This window comes from Flavivirga aquimarina (assembly GCF_030540835.1).
Classification (GTDB): domain Bacteria; phylum Bacteroidota; class Bacteroidia; order Flavobacteriales; family Flavobacteriaceae; genus Flavivirga; species Flavivirga aquimarina.
In genome coordinates this window covers 1-20,023 of record NZ_JAUOEK010000084.1, presented here as the reverse complement: position 1 = coordinate 20,023, position 20,023 = coordinate 1, and the positions used below count along the sequence as shown (strand labels likewise).

General features: G+C 31.9%; 19 protein-coding genes and 2 pseudogenes. 18 read left to right on the top strand and 3 right to left on the bottom strand.

Going from position 1 to position 20,023, the window contains the following annotated elements; genetic code table 11:
* Positions 1-369: 369 nt before the first annotated feature.
* From Q4Q35_RS07430 to Q4Q35_RS07360, 15 genes are all read left to right on the top strand, one after another.
* Entirely contained in the window at positions 370-936 is a 567-nt protein-coding gene (locus tag Q4Q35_RS07430; protein ID WP_303277330.1) for a hypothetical protein, read from the top strand.
* A 244-nt stretch (positions 937-1,180) separates the two neighbouring features.
* Positions 1,181-1,732 carry a hypothetical protein gene (locus tag Q4Q35_RS07425; RefSeq protein ID WP_303277329.1) on the top strand — a complete coding sequence of 184 codons (552 nt, stop codon included), beginning with the start codon at positions 1,181-1,183 and terminating at the stop codon, positions 1,730-1,732.
* Positions 1,732-2,139: a DUF4288 domain-containing protein gene (locus tag Q4Q35_RS07420; protein ID WP_303277328.1), complete on the top strand. Its 408-nt coding sequence runs from the start codon at positions 1,732-1,734 to the stop codon at positions 2,137-2,139. The genes Q4Q35_RS07425 and Q4Q35_RS07420 overlap by 1 nt, the downstream gene beginning before the upstream one ends.
* Positions 2,140-2,309: 170 nt before the next feature.
* Positions 2,310-2,876: a hypothetical protein gene (locus Q4Q35_RS07415; protein ID WP_303277327.1), complete on the top strand. Its 567-nt coding sequence runs from the start codon at positions 2,310-2,312 to the stop codon at positions 2,874-2,876.
* Positions 2,877-3,171: 295 nt separating this feature from the next.
* Positions 3,172-3,954, top strand: a complete 783-nt coding sequence (locus tag Q4Q35_RS07410; protein WP_303277326.1) for a hypothetical protein — start codon at positions 3,172-3,174, stop codon at positions 3,952-3,954.
* Positions 3,955-4,220: 266 nt separating this feature from the next.
* Complete coding sequence (locus tag Q4Q35_RS07405) at positions 4,221-4,634, top strand: hypothetical protein (protein WP_303277325.1); 414 nt, start codon at positions 4,221-4,223, stop codon at positions 4,632-4,634.
* A 275-nt stretch (positions 4,635-4,909) separates the two neighbouring features.
* Positions 4,910-5,716 (top strand): helix-turn-helix domain-containing protein, encoded by an 807-nt coding sequence (locus Q4Q35_RS07400; protein ID WP_303277324.1) that lies wholly within the window; start codon positions 4,910-4,912, stop codon positions 5,714-5,716.
* Positions 5,717-5,791: 75 nt separating this feature from the next.
* Positions 5,792-7,300, top strand: a complete 1,509-nt coding sequence (locus Q4Q35_RS07395) for a serine hydrolase (protein WP_303277323.1) — start codon at positions 5,792-5,794, stop codon at positions 7,298-7,300.
* 10 nt (positions 7,301-7,310) lie between these two features.
* Positions 7,311-8,843 carry a prolyl oligopeptidase family serine peptidase gene (locus Q4Q35_RS07390; protein ID WP_303277322.1) on the top strand — a complete coding sequence of 511 codons (1,533 nt, stop codon included), beginning with the start codon at positions 7,311-7,313 and terminating at the stop codon, positions 8,841-8,843.
* Between the two features lie 184 nt (positions 8,844-9,027).
* The gene (locus Q4Q35_RS07385) at positions 9,028-10,008 is read left to right on the top strand and encodes a tail fiber protein (RefSeq protein ID WP_303277321.1); all 981 of its coding nucleotides are present in this window, start codon (positions 9,028-9,030) and stop codon (positions 10,006-10,008) included.
* Positions 10,009-10,215: 207 nt separating this feature from the next.
* Positions 10,216-10,905, top strand: coding sequence for a hypothetical protein (locus Q4Q35_RS07380; RefSeq protein ID WP_303277320.1), 690 nt, complete (start codon positions 10,216-10,218; stop codon positions 10,903-10,905).
* Positions 10,906-11,089: 184 nt separating this feature from the next.
* Positions 11,090-11,656, top strand: a complete 567-nt coding sequence (locus Q4Q35_RS07375) for a Crp/Fnr family transcriptional regulator (protein WP_303277319.1) — start codon at positions 11,090-11,092, stop codon at positions 11,654-11,656.
* 65 nt (positions 11,657-11,721) lie between these two features.
* Positions 11,722-12,456: an SDR family oxidoreductase gene (locus tag Q4Q35_RS07370; protein ID WP_303277318.1), complete on the top strand. Its 735-nt coding sequence runs from the start codon at positions 11,722-11,724 to the stop codon at positions 12,454-12,456.
* A 12-nt stretch (positions 12,457-12,468) separates the two neighbouring features.
* Entirely contained in the window at positions 12,469-13,260 is a 792-nt protein-coding gene (locus Q4Q35_RS07365) for a DJ-1/PfpI family protein (RefSeq protein WP_303277317.1), read from the top strand.
* A gap of 102 nt (positions 13,261-13,362) precedes the next feature.
* Positions 13,363-13,623, top strand: coding sequence for a DeoR family transcriptional regulator (locus Q4Q35_RS07360; protein WP_303277316.1), 261 nt, complete (start codon positions 13,363-13,365; stop codon positions 13,621-13,623).
* Positions 13,624-13,850: 227 nt separating this feature from the next.
* Here Q4Q35_RS07360 and Q4Q35_RS22495 read toward each other — a convergent pair.
* Positions 13,851-14,053, bottom strand: a pseudogene (locus tag Q4Q35_RS22495) (transposase); the annotation flags it as partial.
* Positions 14,054-14,347: 294 nt separating this feature from the next.
* Between Q4Q35_RS22495 and Q4Q35_RS07355 the strand changes: the two are divergent.
* Positions 14,348-14,980 (top strand): DMP19 family protein, encoded by a 633-nt coding sequence (locus Q4Q35_RS07355; RefSeq protein WP_303277315.1) that lies wholly within the window; start codon positions 14,348-14,350, stop codon positions 14,978-14,980.
* Between the two features lie 162 nt (positions 14,981-15,142).
* Here Q4Q35_RS07355 and fabF read toward each other — a convergent pair whose 3' ends face one another.
* On the bottom strand, positions 15,143-16,387 hold the full coding sequence (gene fabF, locus Q4Q35_RS07350; RefSeq protein ID WP_303277314.1) for a beta-ketoacyl-ACP synthase II: 1,245 nt from the start codon (positions 16,385-16,387) through the stop codon (positions 15,143-15,145).
* Positions 16,388-16,483: 96 nt separating this feature from the next.
* Between fabF and Q4Q35_RS07345 the strand changes: the two genes are divergently transcribed.
* Together Q4Q35_RS07345 and Q4Q35_RS07340 are read left to right on the top strand one after the other, a co-directional pair.
* Complete coding sequence (locus Q4Q35_RS07345; protein ID WP_303277313.1) at positions 16,484-16,918, top strand: winged helix-turn-helix transcriptional regulator; 435 nt, start codon at positions 16,484-16,486, stop codon at positions 16,916-16,918.
* A gap of 571 nt (positions 16,919-17,489) precedes the next feature.
* Positions 17,490-18,425, top strand: coding sequence for a hypothetical protein (locus Q4Q35_RS07340; RefSeq protein ID WP_303277312.1), 936 nt, complete (start codon positions 17,490-17,492; stop codon positions 18,423-18,425).
* Between the two features lie 136 nt (positions 18,426-18,561).
* Here Q4Q35_RS07340 and Q4Q35_RS22490 read toward each other — a convergent pair.
* Positions 18,562-20,023: pseudogene (locus tag Q4Q35_RS22490) on the bottom strand (IS1182 family transposase); the annotation flags it as partial.

Sequence of the window (20,023 nt, the reverse complement as noted above, 5' to 3'; positions counted from 1 at the left end):
CGCAGTCGAAGTGCAGACAGGAATCTCATAATACAGAAGCAGTAATCTTTAATTAGATTGCTGCTTTTTTTGTTCTTATAAGTAAATCCGATATCGGAGATTTGTAATCCGTGATTCTTTTCCTAAATCTAAAAAACACCTAACAATGATTAATCTTATCATCAAATCAGTAGATTGCTTGTAAATTAATGGTCGACTAAAAAAATCACAGTATTTCTATTTCTCCCCCGCTCCCGATAGAATATTTTTCTTACATTTGAATGCTCTGGATTTTAAACTAAAGATAATTAAGGTGTATATATCCGACTTTATTTAAGGGATAAACGCACTTTTTAGTGTGTATATAAGGAGTTGCCAACAATGCCGAAAATGAAACTGCTGAAAGAAAAACATAACGATAATCCGAATTTTATTCTCAACTGCGAGAAAATAATTCAGAACCGAATTAACCTTTGGAATCCGACTGATATTTTCGTGAATCGAATAGATAATTGGTTTGACGAAAAATGGATGGAATTTTCTGGAACAATAATGTCTGGATTATCAATTTGGAAAGGAGAAACAACAATTCCGCCTTTTCATCCGAATCGTGTTGAATCTTCTGATTTTTATCAAAAAACGGCTGAACAGTATGTGAAAAAGGAAAATCCAAAAACTTTGCATATTTACCAAGAAAGTAAAGATAACCTGAAAAGATATGTATCGGAATTTACTAATGACGGACTTTTTATTTGGTATAGTGGAAACTCAAAAGTGAATGAAATCGGAACGTTAATGTGTTATTTAGTCAGAGAATCGGAATGTCAACCTTTCTTTATCACTTTGAGCGAAAAAAAAGAATGGAACGTTTCCCAAACTAAAGGAATTTTAAGAAAAGAAATACAAACGATATTAGAAAACGAACTGAATGAAAAGCACAGTTGGCAACGTATATAATTCATCGCTAGTACTCGCCTACTTACGAAAATCCTCTCGGATTTTCTATTCGGTTTGTATTTGCTAAATTAGTTGCTGAAACACGCAACGAAATCATACACAAGACCGTCAGACTGTCTCAAAACCTCTTATTTTGGTTTTGGTATTCGGATAGGTATCTTTGAAAAATCTCAAATATGAGATCCTCAGAGAAGTAAAATTAGTTTTGAGACAGACTGCCGTTAGCTACAATTAAAACAGAACCGTGAAAAAAGAGAAAGTAATAGAAAAATTAGAGAAACATTGTTCTGAAAAACTTTACGTTCGACTAACAAGAAAAAAAGGTGGTTTTGAGGGAACCTCTACTGGATTTATTCTCGATAAGTCATCTGATTTTATATTACTTCAAGAAACAGATGAATTCAGAGTTTTAGGCTATCAAGTCATTCCAATTCAAACAATTAAACACGTTAGATATAATAAGAATGACAAAACAATCCATCGGATTTTAAAAGAAGAAGGATTAATAAGTGAAGTAAAAGCTAAATATAAAGTTGATTTAACGGATTGGAATTCAATAGTGAAAGATATTAAAGCAACGGAATTAACAATTATATCGGAATGCGAACATCCTAAACAAAACTTTTTTTGCATTGGACTGTTAAAGCGTATTAATAAAAAATCAATTTCGATAAGATATTTTAATGCTCAAGGCATTTTAGACAAGAAAAATACAAAGCACAATTTTGAGGATATAACAAAATTGAGTTTTGACGACCGTTATGCAAACGTATTTTCAAAATATTTAAGAGAATAATGAAAAACGCAGAAAAGATTTCAAATAAAAACGGGAATTGGTACATCGTTGAGATTATTGAAAAATGCGAACCTGTTGAGCGAAATGAAAAGCAAGAATTGCGAAGAGTGACAACTTGGGGAAATCATCATTTAATTAAGGCTGATTCACCAGAAAAAGCATTTGATAAAGCTGTAAAGCTCGGAAAAGAAGCGGAATATAAATTTACGAATTCTGACAAAATAGAAATGGAATGGATTTTTGTTGGTATCGGAGAATTGTTACCGATTTATGAAGACATCGAAGATGGAGCGGAATTGATGTGGAATGATTACGGATTTATTAGTAATCGAAGAACAATGAGAATGCCGTACAAAAAGAAAGAGCTAATGAAATTAATAAAACCGAAACAACAACCAAATAAATAACTGTAGCTAACACCGAATATAATTTATTGCTAGTTCTTGCTTACTTAAGAAAATCCTCGCGGATTTTCTATTCGGTTTGTATTTGCTAAATTAGGTGATTAAAACACGCAACAAACCATATACAAATACGTTGTGCGTCAGCCGCAAAATAGAAACTGAAAAGAATTTGAATGAAAAACACCTACTTAATTTTTTTGTCCTTATTATTTTTTAGTTGTGGTGTTTTTAAAAATAATCCGGAAAATCACGTAAAAATAAATAATGCCAATGTAAACAATTTGAATGGTACCTATTCTATTTTTGCGTTTGACAAATTAAAAACTGAATACCCATATTTTGACAATGCAAACAACAAGTTTTATCGTAAATATGGAAGAGGACAAAGTGATACAATAAGTTTTGACACAATAAGCGGAGGAAAATTCAAAATCAAGATTATTGACGACAGAAAATTGCAAATTGACTTCATTAAGAAAAATAACATTGTCAAAAGTCAAACAATTAGATATAAATTTAAAAATGACGGGTTTTTATATGTCAAAAATCGCAATACAATAATCAGAGGAATACCATACGTCTTCGGTGGAGTTGACGTAAAAAAAGTACGAATAGCATTAAACCAAAATAACGATTTGATTTTAAATGATATTTTTGACAATTCAGGAGCTTTACTTCTGATTTTTGGAGATGCAAAAGTTTGGGAAGAAACTAATATTTATTTAAGAATTAATGAATAAAGCCGAACGCACAACGATGCTATAAGTAATTGCTTGTTCTCGCCTACTTCTGAAAACCCTCGCAGATTTTCAGTTTGGTGTGTACTTGCAAAGTTAAGTGCTAACACACGCAACTACTCATAGCCGAGACCGTCAGACTGTCTCAAAACCTCTTATTTTGGTTTTGGTATTCGGATAGGTATCTTTGAAAAATCTCAAATATGAGATTCTCAGAGAAGTAAAATTAGTTTTGAGACAGACTGACGTTGGCGGGCATGGAATGAGCGATACCAAGAAATAATGAGATAGTATAAATATGAGAGGAATATTACAAGTAATAACACTGATTTTTTTGACTGTTCACGTTAGTGGTCAAGATTGCTATATTGAAAGCAAAGATATGCTACGAAATGATTTTAGTGGTATTTGGATTGGTGAGACTTTTCAAGGAACAATTGGAAAAAATAATCAGAGAATAGAAATTCGGTTTATTTCAGTTTCAAAGGTAAACGATAAGACTTATTCCGTGATTGGAAAATCGAAAGTCAATTCAAATATTTGTGATTTCACAGGCAAAATTCTGATTCAAAAATCAATGAAACTTGACGAAAAGAATTTAGATTGTGAAGACCCTGATTATTCATTTGGATTTTTAAGTGGAAACTATGAACTAAATGAAAATGAGACGCAATCACACGTAGGACAATTCCTTGGTGACTTTAGAACCATGTATGACAAAACATCAACTGGATTTGTTGTAAATAGTGATTGGTACGGACAAGAAGGTGTTTCTGAATTTATAGGCGAATGGAAAGATTATAAAAAAGACACTCCAAAATATTGTAGCTGGGGGATTCAAATTCCACCAACCAAACGAAATGATTTGTTTAAGCATTACGACAATGAGTTTTATATTTTTAACTCAAAATATATTGACAATGGGTGGAGAACTTATGTTTTAGCACACCAGGGTTCATTTATTGGAGTTCCTAAAGATTTTGAATCTGATAAAACTAGACAATCAGAGGGCTTTATGACTTTCGATAAACAAGACATTGAAGAAAGTAGAAAGAAAGAAAAAATTATATGGTGGAAATAAACCCGATATCGCGGATTTGTAATCCGTGATTCTTTTCCTAACCAAACGATAATTAATCTTATCACCAAATCAGTATGATTACTTGTAAATTAATGGTTGACTAAAAAAATCACAGTATTTCTATTTCTCCCCCGCTCCCGATAGAATATTTTTCTTAGATTTGAATACTCTGGGTTTTAAACTAAAGATAATTAAGGTGTATATATCCGACTTTATTTAAGGGATAAACGCACTTTTTAGTGTGTATATAAGGAGTTGGAAACAATATGAAAACAATGAAAGTTTCTATTTTGATAGTCTTTACTTTTGTTCATTTTTCTGGCTTTTCCCAGAGTCTTGAAGAAAGAGAAAAAATAACAGCGGAATTTGAAAAGCGTTCTGACGTTGAAATTGAATTATTCAATATAAATCAGTTAGATTCAATACGACTAAAATCTAATTTTCTAAAAAGGAAGAATATTAATTATAAAATTCTCGGATTTAGAATCTCTGGAATTGATGAAAATGGGAAAAGCTTATTATCTTTCAAGTCATCGAAAAACAATATCATTCCGACTGAATTTAATGAAAAAATAGCTAATTGTTCAGAATGCAAAAATGTAAAAGTCGACTTAATAACAATAAATTGGTTTACAGGAACTTATACTTTGAAAAACAGTGAACTGTGGAAAATTAAATAAATACTATTGCCAACAATCTATAAAAATAATGCTTAGTTTTATGCTTAATCAAAGACTAGTGCGTATTTGGTCACTCCGATTTTCCTACGGAAAATCCTCGGACTCAAAACCGCACTATTCTTATACGCAACCGTTACCTGCAATCCCTCATAGACTCCAAAAGAGTCTTTAGTACTATGGCTAACGAAGATGAGAAAAATGAGATAAAAAACAACTAATTTTAAATTGTTGATTTTGAACACAATAATCTTACGTTAATCAGAAGCTAAAAAAAAATGAACGTCCAACATTACAAGCCAAAAAATGAAACCTTGAGAAGGTATATTGATGGTTATTATTTTATGGCAAAAGGGAAATCAAAATTGCCTTTACATTATATAACTTTTCCTTATAATTTATGCTTTGTTAGTACCACTCAAAACTCAGATGTAAAAATTGAAGAAGGACAAATTTTAGTAACACCTTCTGAGAAGGAAAAAGTTGTAACCGACTTAGTATTACGATATACCAAACCTTTTAAAGTCACGTTTCAAGAACCTACCAATGAAATAACAATTAAGTTTAAGCCTCTTGGACTCAATTATTTTATTACAAACCTTTCAGATTACTTTATTAGTGGTTTTTGTATGGATTTTCAACCATTCGATGATTTGAATACGAAAATGCAATCCATCATTGATATAGAGAATAGAGATGAACAAATAGAGCACCTTGAGAATTATTGGCTATCCAAACTTAAAAATATTGAAACGGATAGAATAGAAAACATCATTGCGGATTTGGAGAGCGATCATAGTATTGCTGACATTTCAAAAAAGCACCAAATATCAAGACAATATCTAAATAGAATCTTTTTTAATACTGTCGGTAAAACGCCTTCTGAATATCGTAAAGTTCACAAGTTTAGAAATGCATTATTAGATTTTCAGAAGGTAAACAACTTAACAGAACTTTCCTATAAAAGTCTTTTTTACGACCAATCCCATTTTATAAAGGAGTTCAAATCGCTCACCAATATCAATCCAAGTTTGTTTTTCAAAAGTATAGATTCAAGTGAAGACGTAGTATGGTTATCCATATAGTTCGGTTTCCATTTATACAATTTTTTTACTCTGAAAAGATTTTATTTTGTAGCAATATTTTGAGTATTCTTTGTTATGAATAAGTTTTTATATTTGATATTTCTTTTCGGCATTACGATTAATGCCTATCCTCAAAAGATACAACTTGAGGCAATTGAGCCTTTCATTAACCAACTAATGAAAGATTTTGAAGTAACTGGTCTTTCAATTGGTATCGTAAGAAACGATTCTGTTATTTACTCAAAAGGATTTGGCACGAGAAAAGTCAATGAAAACTTACCTATTGATGAAAACACCATCTTTGGCATAGGCTCAATTTCAAAATCTTTTACGGCTTTAACTCTTGGAATACTGGTAGATGAAGGAAAAATAGACTGGGATGATAAGGTAAAAGACTATCTACCTTATTTTGAGTTGTATGATTCCTACGTTTCGGAAAATTTTACTATTAGAGATTTACTTACTCATAGGAGCGGGCTTAAAGAAATTAGTGGAGGAACACTTTGGTATCATTCAGATTTGTCGAGAAAAGATATTATCAAAAAATTAAAATATTTAGAACCAGTATCAGGTTTTCGGGAAAAACCAGCGTATCAAAATGTGATGTATCTCGTTGCGGGAGAAATAGTAAGCATGGTTGCAAGAACAAGTTGGGATGATTTTCTAAAAAATAGGATATTCGATAAACTTGAGATGAGAAATAGCACCTCAATTTCTTCGGTCAGAGAAAGTAATAAAAATTTGGCGTTTCCGCACGTTTGGAATGAAGATTACAAGAAAATGCTAGTTGCTCAAGAAAAAGGAGATAATCTTGCACCTGCTGGTTTTATATACTCGTCAGCAAATGATATGAACAAGTATATGAAAATGTTGCTTAATGATGGGGTTTTTAAACAAGATACTATAATAAGCAAATCGACCCTCGCAGAAATTATCAAACCCCAAATAATCTATCCTATTGAAGGCTCACCTTTTGGTAATGAATTCTCTTCCTACGGTTTTGGTTGGTGGGTTACACCGAGAAATAATGATAAACTAATTGAACATAATGGTGTCATTGATGGAATGGCTGCAAAGCTTTTTATGATAAAAAATCTAAACATAGGTGTAATCATATTAACCAATATTTCAAAAGAGCCAGCTTCCTTTTTGCTAAAAGCTAAATTACTTGAACAGATATTTGAGGATAAATCCCTTGACTTTTATGAGACTGTTAAAGGGTATAGAGATAGAAGGGTAAATAGAGAACCTAAAATCAAAACAAGAGTCAATAACACGTCGCCTTCGCTTGGCTTAAATGGTTATACGGGAGTATACACAGATAAAATGTATGGAGACATTAATATAGAACCGTTGAACGAAAAAGAACTAGAGATTTCTTTTTCACGCTCTTCTATATTTAGAGGAAAGTTAGAACATTGGCATTTTGATACATTCAAAATTGATTGGTACGACATAAGAGTGCCTGATGGATATTTAACATTTAATTTCAATTCAGACAGAAAAATATTAGGAATATCCTTTGACCAAGAAAGCCTACTTGATGTTGACTTTAGTGAAATTAATTTCCTAAAAAAAGAATAAATACACAATTATGAGAAAAATAATTTTAGTAACCATAATACTTCTTCAAGTCTGTTCTATGAAAGGACAGACATCCTTAAAAGAAATCGGGCTTAAAGCCGGAAAATATGAAGTAGGTTTTAAACATTATACAGTCAATGATAGCACAAGAACCTATCAAATTCATAATGAGTTTAACAATCGACTTATTAAGAGACCCATTCCAATAAGTATTTGGTATCCCGCAAAAATAGAAGATAGTAATTCTGAGCAATTAACAGTCTTAAACTATTTAGAGGTTTTAAAAGAAGAGGAAGAATGGAAAAATTTACCGAATTACTTTCTGTTGGATTGGTTTCCTTATTTATGGAACACATCAGAAAATAAGGCGCATCTTTCTGAAAAGGGAAATGCTTTTTCTAATCCAACATTATTAGACGGAAAATTTCCAGTAGTAGTTTATGCACCAAGTTATCAAGCCTCGTCAATTGAAAACTTTGCATTATTCGAGTATTTAGCCAGTAACGGTTTTGTAGTGATATCAAGTCCTTCAAGAGGAACAGATACACGTTGGTTGGAAGGCGGTACTACAAAAGATATGGAAACGCAATCGAGAGATGTTGAGTTTCTTCTAAAAGAAATTCACAGCTACGAGAATATTGATTTTGAAAAAGTGGCATTAATGGGATTTAGTTTTGGTGGATTGTCAAATGCTATTACTGTCATGAAAAACAAGACTATAAATGTAATTGTTAGTTTGGATGGCACCGAAAGATACAATTATCCTGTTTTGGAAAAATCACCCTATTTCAATTTAGATAAGCTTTCCATTCCTTATATCCATTTCGCTCAAAAAGAAATTCCAAAGGAAGTTCTAACTACAGACAAAATCCCTGAAGAGTTGAACTACAAATTTCAATTATACGATTCTTTGAAATATAGCAACATTTACAGATATAGATTTCACGACCTATCGCATTCTTATTTTAGTTCTTTCGGTGTCTTATTCGCTAACAGAGATAAAAGGCAAGATAAAAGTGATGATAAAATAATGGCTTCCTACAATTTGCTTTGTCAACATACTTTGCAGTTTTTAAATGCAACACTCAAAAATGAGAAAAAAGCAATTGATTTCATAGAAAATAAGCCTATTGCAAACGGGTTTTCTGATATTTTGATTTTTAAACAAACGAAAAAAGCTATCGAAAAGGACTTTACATATAAAGATTTCAATGATTTGGCATTCAAACAGGATTATCAAGATTTAATCCCATTATATAAGAAAACAATTAGCAATCATCCAAATCTTGAGCTTCAAGAAGGAATGTTGAACACTTTAGGATTGCGATTATCTTTTGACCCTGAAATGAAAGTTCAAGGAGTAAATGTTTTTTTGTTGGCTTTGCATCTTTATCCAAAATCAGCAAATCTGTATGACAGTTTAGCCGAAGCGTATTTTTATAATAAGGACTACCAAAACGCCGTTTTTAATTACAAAAAGTCTTTGGAGTTGAATCCAAAAAATCAAAATGCGATTGACAGATTGAAACAACTAAAGGAATAAAGCCAACAGGTAACAATGTGTCCTATAAGCAATAGCCGTTTAAGTGCTAAAATGAAAGTGTCCGCTTTTAACTAACTTTGTGCTAAACTGAACAGTAAGTGCATAAAAATCCGCTACTGCTCATACAAACACGTTAGCCACAAGCTGGAAAAAACAAAAAGAACTATAATAAGAAATAATAATTATGAAGAAAACAATGTTAATAATCGCTTTAATTGGAATTAGTTTTGGAATAAAAGCACAAGAAAGCAAAATTGAACTTGACCCAAAAGGATCCGCTAGTGGAGATTTAGTGGGGTTTAAAGCTACTGAGACAGGAAACAATACTACCAAACTACATATTTATAGGAATTTCACGAATAACACTGATGATATTGACCTCATAACAATTAATGCCTCTGGAAACACTCAATTTATGGGTGACGCTAATTTAACAGGAAATTCAAAATTCCAATGGGACCCCTTAGGGAATGCTGGAGGAGATTTTATAGGCTTTAAAGTATCTGAAACAGGAAACAATACTACCAAACTCCATATTTATAGGAATTTTACTGGAGATAGTAATGATGTTAGCCTTTTGGCAATTAATGCTGTTGGAGATACCCAATTCAAAGGCAATGCTAATTTAACAGGGAATTCAAGAATCTTATGGGATCCTCTAGGAAATGCTGGAGGAGATTTTGTAGGTTTTAAAGTATCTGAAACAGGAAATAATACTACTAAGTTTCACATTTTTAAAAACTTTACTGGAGATAACAATGATGTTGATAGACTTGTAATAGGTTCAAACGGATATGTCGGGATAGGAACTTCTAATCCCGATATGAAACTTACAGTAAAGGGAAATATCCATGCAGAAGAAGTTAAAATTGACCTTAATGTTCCTGCTCCTGATTATGTTTTTAAAGAAGGTTATAATTTAAGAAGCTTAAAAGATGTTGAAAATTTCATTAAAAAAAATAGTCATCTCCCTGAAATCCCATCCGCAAAAGAATTTGAACAAAATGGTGTGATGCAGGCCAAAATGGATATGACCCTTCTTAAAAAAATTGAGGAGTTGACTTTATATACTATTCAGCAAGAAAAGAAAATTAAGGAATTAGAATCACTAAATGATAAACTTCTTGAAATACAAAAAAGATTACAAAAATTAGAAAAGAAGTAAAATCTCCAAATTTTCATATCCCAAAAAATCCTACTTTTACATTCATGGACATAAAACTGACAGAAGAAGAAAAAATTAAAATCCTGAATTCCGATGACATATACGGAATTATGCAAAAGATTCTGCTTCGAGAAAACAAAATTGTATATTTTTAAAACAATAATAAAGGACTGTTTTGAGACAGACTGCCGTTAGGCAACATTTAAAATGAACATTTTCAATCGAAAAATAAAGCAGAAACACATTGAACAATTTGAGCTTAAAATTGCCGAATTGTTGCGTGCTGAAATGCCTGAATTAACGAAGGCAATCGAAATTTCAAAATTTTACGGATTTAGCTTTGTAAAAAACCCAAGTGCAATTTCCATTTTAAGAAGTTGCAGTGAAAAAGGCTATGAAGAAGTTAAGCGGAATCATAAAACTTTCTTTTATATAACTGGAATTTCAGTTTTGAATCATAAGACAGGAATTTACGAACCCGTCAGGTTAAAATATCTACACGATGTGCTGACCCAAATTGAGATTGAAAATCCAGAGTATTTCCACAAAACATTTGACTTAAACCAAATTCAGAAAAGTGCAATTAAACTTGAACATCTGAAAATGGAAAATCCTGACCAAAAAATTGCTGAAAAAGCTTTAAAAACTCTAACAAAAGAACAACTTAAACTATTGGAATTGGATTATGCATTCGAAATTGAATTGGACGAAAAATTGTTCTATACGATTTTGGATATGGAAGACGGAAATTACGTTGCGGTAGACAAAAAAGGAAAAATATACCGACTGAATCACGACAACGAAGAAAGAGTAAAATTAATAGCAAATAAACCAACTGACTTTTTCGAAATTTATAACGGACAAAAAAACGAATTGGAAAAAATAATTTATAAATAAAAAAACGTTGTCTAACACCGTATAATTTATTGCTAGTTCTAGCCTAATGTCATTAAGTTCTAGCCTACTTACGAAAATCCTTGCGGATTTTCTATTCGATTTGTATTTGCTAAATTAGGTACTTAAAACACGCAACAAACCATATACTTAACGTTAGTCACAAAAAAGAACACCCTAACCAAAAATGAATGAACTGAAAATATATTTGAATAAATTTATCCATTTTACAGAAAATGAAATGGAGATATTTACGTCCTTATTTTCGGAAATGGAATTAAAAAAAGACGAGTACTTTGCTAAAGAAGGAGAATTTTCAGCAAAATTAGCATTTATGTCAGAAGGTGTAATGCGTGCATTCTTTCGCAATAAGTCGGGAACTGAATACAATAAAACTTTCTTTACACCTTCAAACTTTATTGCAGCTTATTCCTCAATAACAACAAAACAGAAAAATTTAATAAATATTCAATGTTTAACGGATTGTAAAATTCTAGTTGCAAATTTTGACAAAATCACTTCGCTTTATAATGATTACCCAAAAATTGAAAGGCTTTCTAGAATATTTGCCGAATACAAGTTTGTAATAAAAGAAAAACGAGAAATAGAACTCGTAACGCTTGAAGCAACAGAACGCTACGAAATTTTCAAAAAAGAACATCCAAATTTAGAAAACCTAATTAACCAATACCACATTGCTTCATATTTAGGTATTACACCAACTCAATTAAGTCGAATAAGAGCTAAAAAGTAAAGTCTTTACATATGTAAATGCTTCTAGGTTTTATTCTCGTGAATTTTGCTTTAAATATCACGAGTATGAAATTGAACAATAACAAAATTCTTATTACAGGTGCTACTTCAGGAATTGGCAGAGAATTGGCAGAGCGGTTTTGCCAACTGGACAATCAAATAATAGCTATTGGCAGAAACGAAATTAAACTAGAAGAACTTGCAAGATTTGACAAGCGAATTACTTCTTTTAAATGTGATATTTCTTCACAATCGGAATTAGACCGACTTGTAGATTTTATAAAACAAGAACACAAAGACATAAATGTCTTGATAAACAACGCTGGTATACAGTATAACCAAACTTTGTTGGACGAAACTTATGCCATACAAAAAATTGAAAATGAAATAAGTACGAATCTGACTTCACCTATAAAACTTATTAGTTCATTGATTCCTGTACTACAAAATAATTCTAATTCAGCTATTGTTAATGTTTCTTCAGGTTTAGCCATTGTTCCCAAAGCCAAATCAGCTGTCTACTGCGGAACAAAAGCAGCAATTCACATTTTCTCAAAATCATTACGATACCAATTAGATAAAATAAAAGTATTTGAAATAATACCACCTTTAGTAGATACTGAAATGACGAAAGGAAGAGGTAAAGGAAAAATTTCACCTCAAAGATTAGTAGATGAATTTATAAAAGCTTATGAAAACAATAGATATGAAGTAAATATTCACAAAGTAAAACTATTGAGAATCATAAACAGAATTAGTCCAAAAATTGCCGATAGAATAATGAAAGGCGTTACAATTTAAAAACATCATAAAATGAAAATTAGGACTTTAATAATAGTATTAGTGCTTCTAGCCAACGTAGTTTCTGCACAAAACAACAAAATACTATTCGTAATGAGTGCATCAGATACCTTACAATTAAACAACGGAGAAAAACTACGGCAAACAGGTGTTTTTTTGAATGAGTTTTATCTTGCTTATAAATCTGTAACAGAAGCTGGCTATACTGTAGATTTTGCCACACCAAATGGAATTGTTGCAACAATAGATGAAGAAAGTATAAATGACAAGTATTGGAAAAATAACTTGGAAGTGAAAAATGAAGCTTTAACATTTACTAAAACGGATAGTTTATTTAATAGTCCAAAAACACTTGAAAAGGCTATTAAAAACAAATCTGATTATATAGGTTTAATAATTCCTGGGGGACAAGGCTTAATGATAGATTTGAAAGATGATATTAACATACCTATTCTATTAAAGTACTTTGCAAAGGAAAATAAACCAACAGGTCTTATTTGCCACGCACCAAGTCTTATATTAACAATACCAAAAGAAGAAAATCCATACATTGGTTTTAAAGTTAATTCAGTTTCGCCATTTGAGGAGTTTGTTATTGAGCGTTTCATTATGAAAGGGAAGCCCAAAAACAGAAAAATAGCCAAAAGATTAAAAAAATTGGGGCTAAAATATAGGAGTAAGTTACCAAAGGCAAACTATGCTGTAAAAGACAGAAATTTAGTAACCAGTCAGAATCCTTTTTCTGGAACTGCATTTAACAAACTGTATTTAGAAGCACTAACTGAATATTTGAAAAAGAATTAGAAACAGAATAACGGGAATAGAAAACACTACTGGCAACAAAGACGTATAAAATTTATGCTCAAATTTTAGTAGTTTTAAACATTCAAAAAATAATTGCAATTTGTGGAGCGAATATGTTACGAACTATCAATCGCACAAATCTTATACAAACCCGTTGGCAAGACATTTATGAAAATACCTCAAATCAATGAAAGAACTGCACAGCTACTAAAATTACTAAATGATGACAGTGATAGAGTTCTGAATACTAAAGAAGTAGAAGCTAGATTTAATATTTCAAGTTTTACTGCGAGAGCAGATTTAAAGTCTCTAGTAGAATTAGGGTTTATGGATGTTATACAAGTAAATAAGAAGTTATATTAAATCTGAAAAATTTGCTAAAATCATAAAAAAGTATAAAATATAAAACTACACACAACAATGGTAATCGTTGCACAAGGCACTAAAAAACACAGAAATTAACTCAAAAGCTTCTTTTTCAAGGAGCTTTATTTTTTGGAAGTGCTTGTTTGTTTTCAAATTTAAAGGTTTGTTAAAAGTCTTATATGAAGTGTGATTAAGACTTTTATGTTTAAAATAACATGGCAGACTGCTTTGGTATCACTTTTTACTGTTTTAGAGATGAATTTTAGATATTTCTTGAGGTTATAGTCCATAGCAGAGAGATGCATCACTTTGTTGGCTTGTTTGATTCCGATAGTGTTTATTTTCCTAAGCCCATATACTGGGTAAGCGTTCCAAAGGCAGGTTCTACTGCACTTTGCCGCTTGGATTTCATATAGCGACCTTGTTGCCAGATATCGCGGATTTGCACCTTAAATCCGTGATTCTTTTCTTAAATCTAAAAAACACCAAATGATAATTAATCTTATCACCTAATCAGTATGATTACTTGTAAATTAATGGTTGACTAAAAAAATCACAGTATTTATATTTCTCCCCGGCTCTCGATAGAATATTTTTCTTAGATTTGAATATTATGGATTTTAAACTAAAGATAATTAAGGTGTATATATCTCACTTTATTTAAGGGATAAACGCACTTTTTTAGTGTGTATATAAGGAGTTAGCCACAATGCAAAAACCTATGACATTATATATTGTTTTACTAATAATAGTTTTTATAATTTTCTTTGTTTTCTGGAAGTTAATGGGAGACACTAATAAATCAAAAGAAGAAATTCAAATGGATAAATCTTTTGAAGAATGGAATAATCGTAAAATATATAAAATTCTGACATCGGAAATTATCGACTCTATTTCTGATGATAATCTTGAACAAACATTATTTGATAATATCTATGAAATAATTGGAAATGACTATAAAAATGAATTAACTAATATTCAAAAATTATCTAAAGGACAACAGGCGTTTTGGTCTACTTGGATTTTAGAAGGAGAGGTAAATAATGGTGGATATAATCAATTTTATTTTAATTCGAGTGGACAGTATGCAAATATGGCGGAAATCGGATTTAAAACAATCGGAGCGGAAAAATATGCGAATTTAACTTCTCGTGCCAATAAAATTTATGCAGAAAACAAAGTGCGACTTGCTGAATTTGATGATGGAACTATGGAAAGTTTCAGTGAATCTTATAAAGACAACCCATTGAACAATCTTGATGATGAATTTTACGAATTGGAAAACATAGAAAGCGTTAGTTATTTACGAATTAAATATATTCGTGAACATATAAAAGAATTTACAACTCAATAAAAAACACAGTGGCTAACAAAGTGAAAATAATTGCTTGGTTCTGGCCTACTCGGAAAATCCTTCAGATTTTCCTCTGGTTCGTTCCATTTTTGCTATGTTGATTGCTTAACCACGCAACTATCCTTCACACGAACCGTTGTAAAACACACATTAAAAAACGACTTAATTCATTTTCTTGAAAATAGCAATTGCATTGTGCCCTCCAAACCCAAAAGTATTACTAAGAGCACATTTAACATCAAAATCAATCGCTTCTTTTAGAACAATGGGTATTGAACCAGGAATTTCCGTATCAATAGTCTCTGTGTTTATTGTTGGTGGAATTATTCCTTTTTCAATAGATTTTATAGACAGAATAGCTTCAATTGCTCCAGCACCACCTAATAAATGACCCGTCATTGATTTGGTCGAACTTATTTTTAGATTCAAAGGCTTGTCACCAAAAACATTTCTAATTGATTTTATTTCACTTAAATCCCCTACTGGTGTTGAGGTAGCGTGTGCGTTTAAATAATTCACATTTTCAGGATTCAATTTAGCTTCTTTTAATGCCAATTCCATTGCTTTAGTTGCACCGATTCCTTCTGGGTGTGTTGCAGAAATATGATAAGCATCTGCAGTCATAGCTGCTCCCACAATTTCAGCATATATTTTAGCACCTCTTTTTTTTGCGTGTTCATATTCTTCTAAAATCAAGGTACCTGCTCCTTCTCCCATTACAAATCCATCTCTATTTATATCAAATGGTTTAGATGCCGTTTTGGGAGAGGTGTTTTGAATGGACATTGCTTTCATAGATGTGAAACCTCCAATAGAAGCCTCTGTAATTGGTGATTCAGAACCTCCAGTTACAATTACCTTGGCTTTATTTAACCGAATATAATTGAAAGCATCCATTATTGCGGAGTTTGAAGTAGCACAAGCAGAAACCGTAGTATAATTAATACCCATTAGACCAAACTTAATGGAAATCATTCCTGATGCCATATTTGCTATTAATTTCGGAACAAAAAATGGATTAAATTTTGGGTTTTCTTTGTTTTTAGCATAATACTTCACTTCATCTTCAAAAGTTTTCATTCCTCCTTGACCTGTTCCCCATATTACTCCAACATCAAAAGGAGAAATAATTTCTAAATTTAATCCACTGTCAACAAGCGCCTCTGAAGTTGCGTAAAGAGCATACTGTGTAAAAAGGTCGCTACGTTTAATTTCTGAATGATTTAGATGTTTTTTAGGTTCAAAACCCTTCAATTCACACGCAATATTAGTTTTGAAATTGGTGGAATCGAATTTTGTAATTATTGACGCTCCACTTTTTCCTGCAACAGCATTTTTCCAAAACTCATCTACAGAATTCCCAATAGGTGTTAGTGCCCCCATGCCTGTTATAACTACTCTATTCATAATTTAATTTTAAAACATACAATAGCACTTGCATATTACAAGTACAAATATACAAAAGAGCTTTTATTTTACAAGTTCTTTTTTTTATATTTGTATATGAAAAGGATTGAAAGAAGGTCGGACTGTCCAATTAGCTTATCTCTTGACATTTTTGGAGACAAATGGACATTACTCATATTAAGAGATTTTATTTTCTTTGACAACAGGCACTTTAATGAATTAGTAACCATCGAAAAGATTTCTACAAATATTCTTGCTGACCGATTAAAGCGATTGCTAAATAACGATATTCTAAAAAAAGAAATAGATGTGTATAATAAATCCTCATATTTATATTCGTTAACAGAAAAAGGTATTGAAATAATTCCGATTGTTATTGAAATTTACAAATGGGGAGCAAACAATATTGAAGGAAATAATGCTAATGGTAAATTTAAAAGTGAAGTGAATTCAAATTTTAGTAAAGTGACAGCGGAAATAGTTGACCGAATAAAAACCACCCACAACACCGTGTCCTATGAAAAGCATTAGCCAATCCCGATAGCTGTCGGGGTTTCAAAGTTACTATTTTATTTATTTTTCTTTTTGATATAACTTGCTCAGCATCCTATTTGTGATCGATTCCTGACCGTCACCAGCATCTGTATGATTATAAGTTAATACCCTGTCCACTTGTTATAAAAATGTGATACTAAATAGATTCTAATTAATTCACTCACGTTGTTTTGTGATGCAGGTTGATCTACTTTATTATGAGCTTTGTTATCTGTTATTATTTATTCTACTACACCAATGGTGTAGGATGTCTCTGTTTTTACCCCGATATCGCGGATTTGCAACCGTGATTCTTTTCCTAAATCTAAAAAACACCTAACAATGATTAATCTTATTATCAAATCAGTAGATTACTTGTAAATTAATGGTTGACTAAAAAATCACAGTATTTCTATTTCCCCCGCTCCAGATAGAATGTTTTTCTTACATTTGAATACTCTCGATTTTAAACTAAAGATAATTAAGGTGTATATATCCGACTTTATTTAAGGGATAAACGCACTTTTTAGTGTATATATAAGGAGTTGTGGTGCATTAAAGAAAAATCATGAATAAATTTAAAATCTTAGTTTTAATAATATTAATTAATTCTTCCAACCTAAAATGTCAAGAAATAGAAGGCTCTTGGTTATTTAATAATCAAGAAACATTTATTACGGAAATTGAAGGGAAAATTGGAAGTGATATTTTTGATTTTTTTAATGGTTACACGATATCAAACGATACATTAAAAATTAAACACGTTTATCCAAAAAATGAATGTTCATCATTAGACGAAAACGGAAAACCTGTTTGGATACCTTGTACAGACTTTGTAACAACCAATTCATGGTATAAAATTAATAAGTTCACTTCTGACAGCTTAATTCTTAATCCAATTAACCGTTCGGCAATTGCAGTATCTGCTTGGTTAAAAAACAGACCGCACAACGAAACAAAGAAAATCATTTCCGATAGTAGCTACACGCCAAGTTACTTTCAAACAATCAAATTGTATAATTCTAAAATTCTTTTTGAGGAAATAAGTTGGTCAAAAATCAGAATATCAAGTAAAAGCAATGGCTGGTTTCAAGAGCATTATGAATATCTTGAAATAAATAGTGACGGAACTTTTAAAGCATTTAAAAAAGTGAAACCATTTGAAGAAGGCAAACCAAGAAAAGAATATATTTCAAAAGATTTTTTTTACGAAGACACATTGTCTGAAAATCAATTTAATGAATTGAACTCGGACTTGAGAAAAAGTGGTTTTTTTCATTTTAATATTGACAGCAAAGGATGTTCATCACACGGCTCTTTAATTAAAATTCAGATATTTGATGACAACAAAACTAAAACACACATTGGATATGGTCATAAATATCCAAAATTTGCTCTACCATTAATTAATAGACTATTAAATATCGTTAACGAAAAAGAAACAAATCAAACAGAAACTCAATTTGATATTCCGATTGATTTTATAAATGATGGCAAAAAATAACGCACCACAACAACGGTAATCGTTGCACAAGGCACTAAAATTTAGAAGCTCTTGTTTGTTTTCAAATTCAGGAGCTTGTTAAAAGTCTTATTTGAAGTGTTATTAAGGTTTTTATGTTTAAAATAACATAACACACTGCTTTGGTATCACTTTTTACAGTTTTAGCAGTGAATTTTAAATACTTTTTCAGGTTATAAGCTATGGCTGATAAGTGCATTACTTTATTAGCTTGGTCAATGCCTATGGTATTTATTTTTCGAAGTCCTAAAAACTGAGTTAGCGTTCCTAATACAGGTTCTACGGTACTTTGGCCTTTGCCTTTCATGTAGCTGCCTCTCGGGCTGTTTACCCGGGCATTATTACGCTCATACCCTTCTCGATAAAAGGTGACGGTAAATTTCTTTTCTTGTGCCGATTTACCTAAACATGCCGATCGTATTGGGCAGTCTACACAAACAGGCTTTAATGCTCTGTATTCCTTCTTTTTGGTATGATTCTTTTTCTCGAAAAATACCTTTTTAAAGGGTATTACTTTTCCTTGGGGGCAGGTATAACAATCGTCCGCTTTGTGGTACTTAAACCCATCTGGCCCGCCTTTGTAAGTCCCATGGAGCGGAATATAACTGCATAGACCCTTTGCTTCTAAAAAAGCATAGTTCTCCCCACTACTATAGCCCGTATTATACAAGTATGCCATAATAAGCCTTGTTTGTGCAAACGTCTTTCTGAGCGGTTACAGATACCGGGTAAATACTGACTGTCTTTTCCATCTGCATGGTACGCCTTGATATCTGTAACCACATGATGCCCGGTGTCTACACTTAACTGACCCATATAATTAAGCTTTCTTGCCTTGCCCGGTTTGACATTGATCCGGGCATCCGGATCAGTGGGACTGTAATGGGTTTTATTCGAGGTGTACTTTGAACCTTTGTTACCAGCTCCTGAGCGTTGGTCTTGGTCTTTACACCATTTTTTGTTTCTACTTTTTATGGCCTGCAACTCACTTGATCTGGCACTTATTGCTTGTTGGGTTTTGGGGCTTTATTATGTTTTGATTTCCTTATGCTAGCTGATTCTTTATCCATAGCACTAATATGACGAATTCGGTGCAGATGAGATTCTAAATCTTCTTTAGGGACTTTTAGTTCTAAAGTGTCCATAGAAGCATTGGCTTTTACTGGTGCCGAGTCTATGGCTTGGGTATGACCGCTGACCATACCTTTGTCTACACACATACCTAGTAATCTTGTAAAAACCTCTTCAAAAACAATTTCTGGATACAATTGTCGGGTTCGGCTTATCGTAGAGTGACAGGGCAGTTATTCATCTATATCATAACCTAAAAAGTATAAGATATCTAGACGTAAACCACAGTGGTTTATTAAGTGTCTATCACTTATAATATTCTCTAAATAGCCAACCGGACAGAGTTTAAAGAAAACTACAGGATCTATGCTCTTTTGTCCGCTTTCTCCATAATAGCCCTTGGTCATTGGGTATAGAAAGTCTAAATCCAATACCCCTTTTAAGCGTCTATAAAAGTTCTGCTCGGGAACGAGATCGCTCAATTGAAATTGTGCAAATAATTTCTCTTG

Coding starts and splice junctions, on each gene's coding strand:
- Q4Q35_RS07430 (WP_303277330.1), top strand. CDS start 370: ATGAAACTGCTGAAAGAAAAACATAACGATAATCCGAATTTTATTCTC.
- Q4Q35_RS07420 (WP_303277328.1), top strand. CDS start 1,732: ATGAAAAACGCAGAAAAGATTTCAAATAAAAACGGGAATTGGTACATC.
- Q4Q35_RS07415 (WP_303277327.1), top strand. CDS start 2,310: ATGAAAAACACCTACTTAATTTTTTTGTCCTTATTATTTTTTAGTTGT.
- Q4Q35_RS07410 (WP_303277326.1), top strand. CDS start 3,172: ATGAGAGGAATATTACAAGTAATAACACTGATTTTTTTGACTGTTCAC.
- Q4Q35_RS07405 (WP_303277325.1), top strand. CDS start 4,221: ATGAAAACAATGAAAGTTTCTATTTTGATAGTCTTTACTTTTGTTCAT.
- Q4Q35_RS07400 (WP_303277324.1), top strand. CDS start 4,910: ATGAACGTCCAACATTACAAGCCAAAAAATGAAACCTTGAGAAGGTAT.
- Q4Q35_RS07395 (WP_303277323.1), top strand. CDS start 5,792: ATGAATAAGTTTTTATATTTGATATTTCTTTTCGGCATTACGATTAAT.
- Q4Q35_RS07390 (WP_303277322.1), top strand. CDS start 7,311: ATGAGAAAAATAATTTTAGTAACCATAATACTTCTTCAAGTCTGTTCT.
- Q4Q35_RS07385 (WP_303277321.1), top strand. CDS start 9,028: ATGAAGAAAACAATGTTAATAATCGCTTTAATTGGAATTAGTTTTGGA.
- Q4Q35_RS07380 (WP_303277320.1), top strand. CDS start 10,216: ATGAACATTTTCAATCGAAAAATAAAGCAGAAACACATTGAACAATTT.
- Q4Q35_RS07375 (WP_303277319.1), top strand. CDS start 11,090: ATGAATGAACTGAAAATATATTTGAATAAATTTATCCATTTTACAGAA.
- Q4Q35_RS07370 (WP_303277318.1), top strand. CDS start 11,722: ATGAAATTGAACAATAACAAAATTCTTATTACAGGTGCTACTTCAGGA.
- Q4Q35_RS07365 (WP_303277317.1), top strand. CDS start 12,469: ATGAAAATTAGGACTTTAATAATAGTATTAGTGCTTCTAGCCAACGTA.
- Q4Q35_RS07355 (WP_303277315.1), top strand. CDS start 14,348: ATGACATTATATATTGTTTTACTAATAATAGTTTTTATAATTTTCTTT.
- fabF (WP_303277314.1), bottom strand. CDS start 16,387: ATGAATAGAGTAGTTATAACAGGCATGGGGGCACTAACACCTATTGGG.
- Q4Q35_RS07345 (WP_303277313.1), top strand. CDS start 16,484: ATGAAAAGGATTGAAAGAAGGTCGGACTGTCCAATTAGCTTATCTCTT.
- Q4Q35_RS07340 (WP_303277312.1), top strand. CDS start 17,490: ATGAATAAATTTAAAATCTTAGTTTTAATAATATTAATTAATTCTTCC.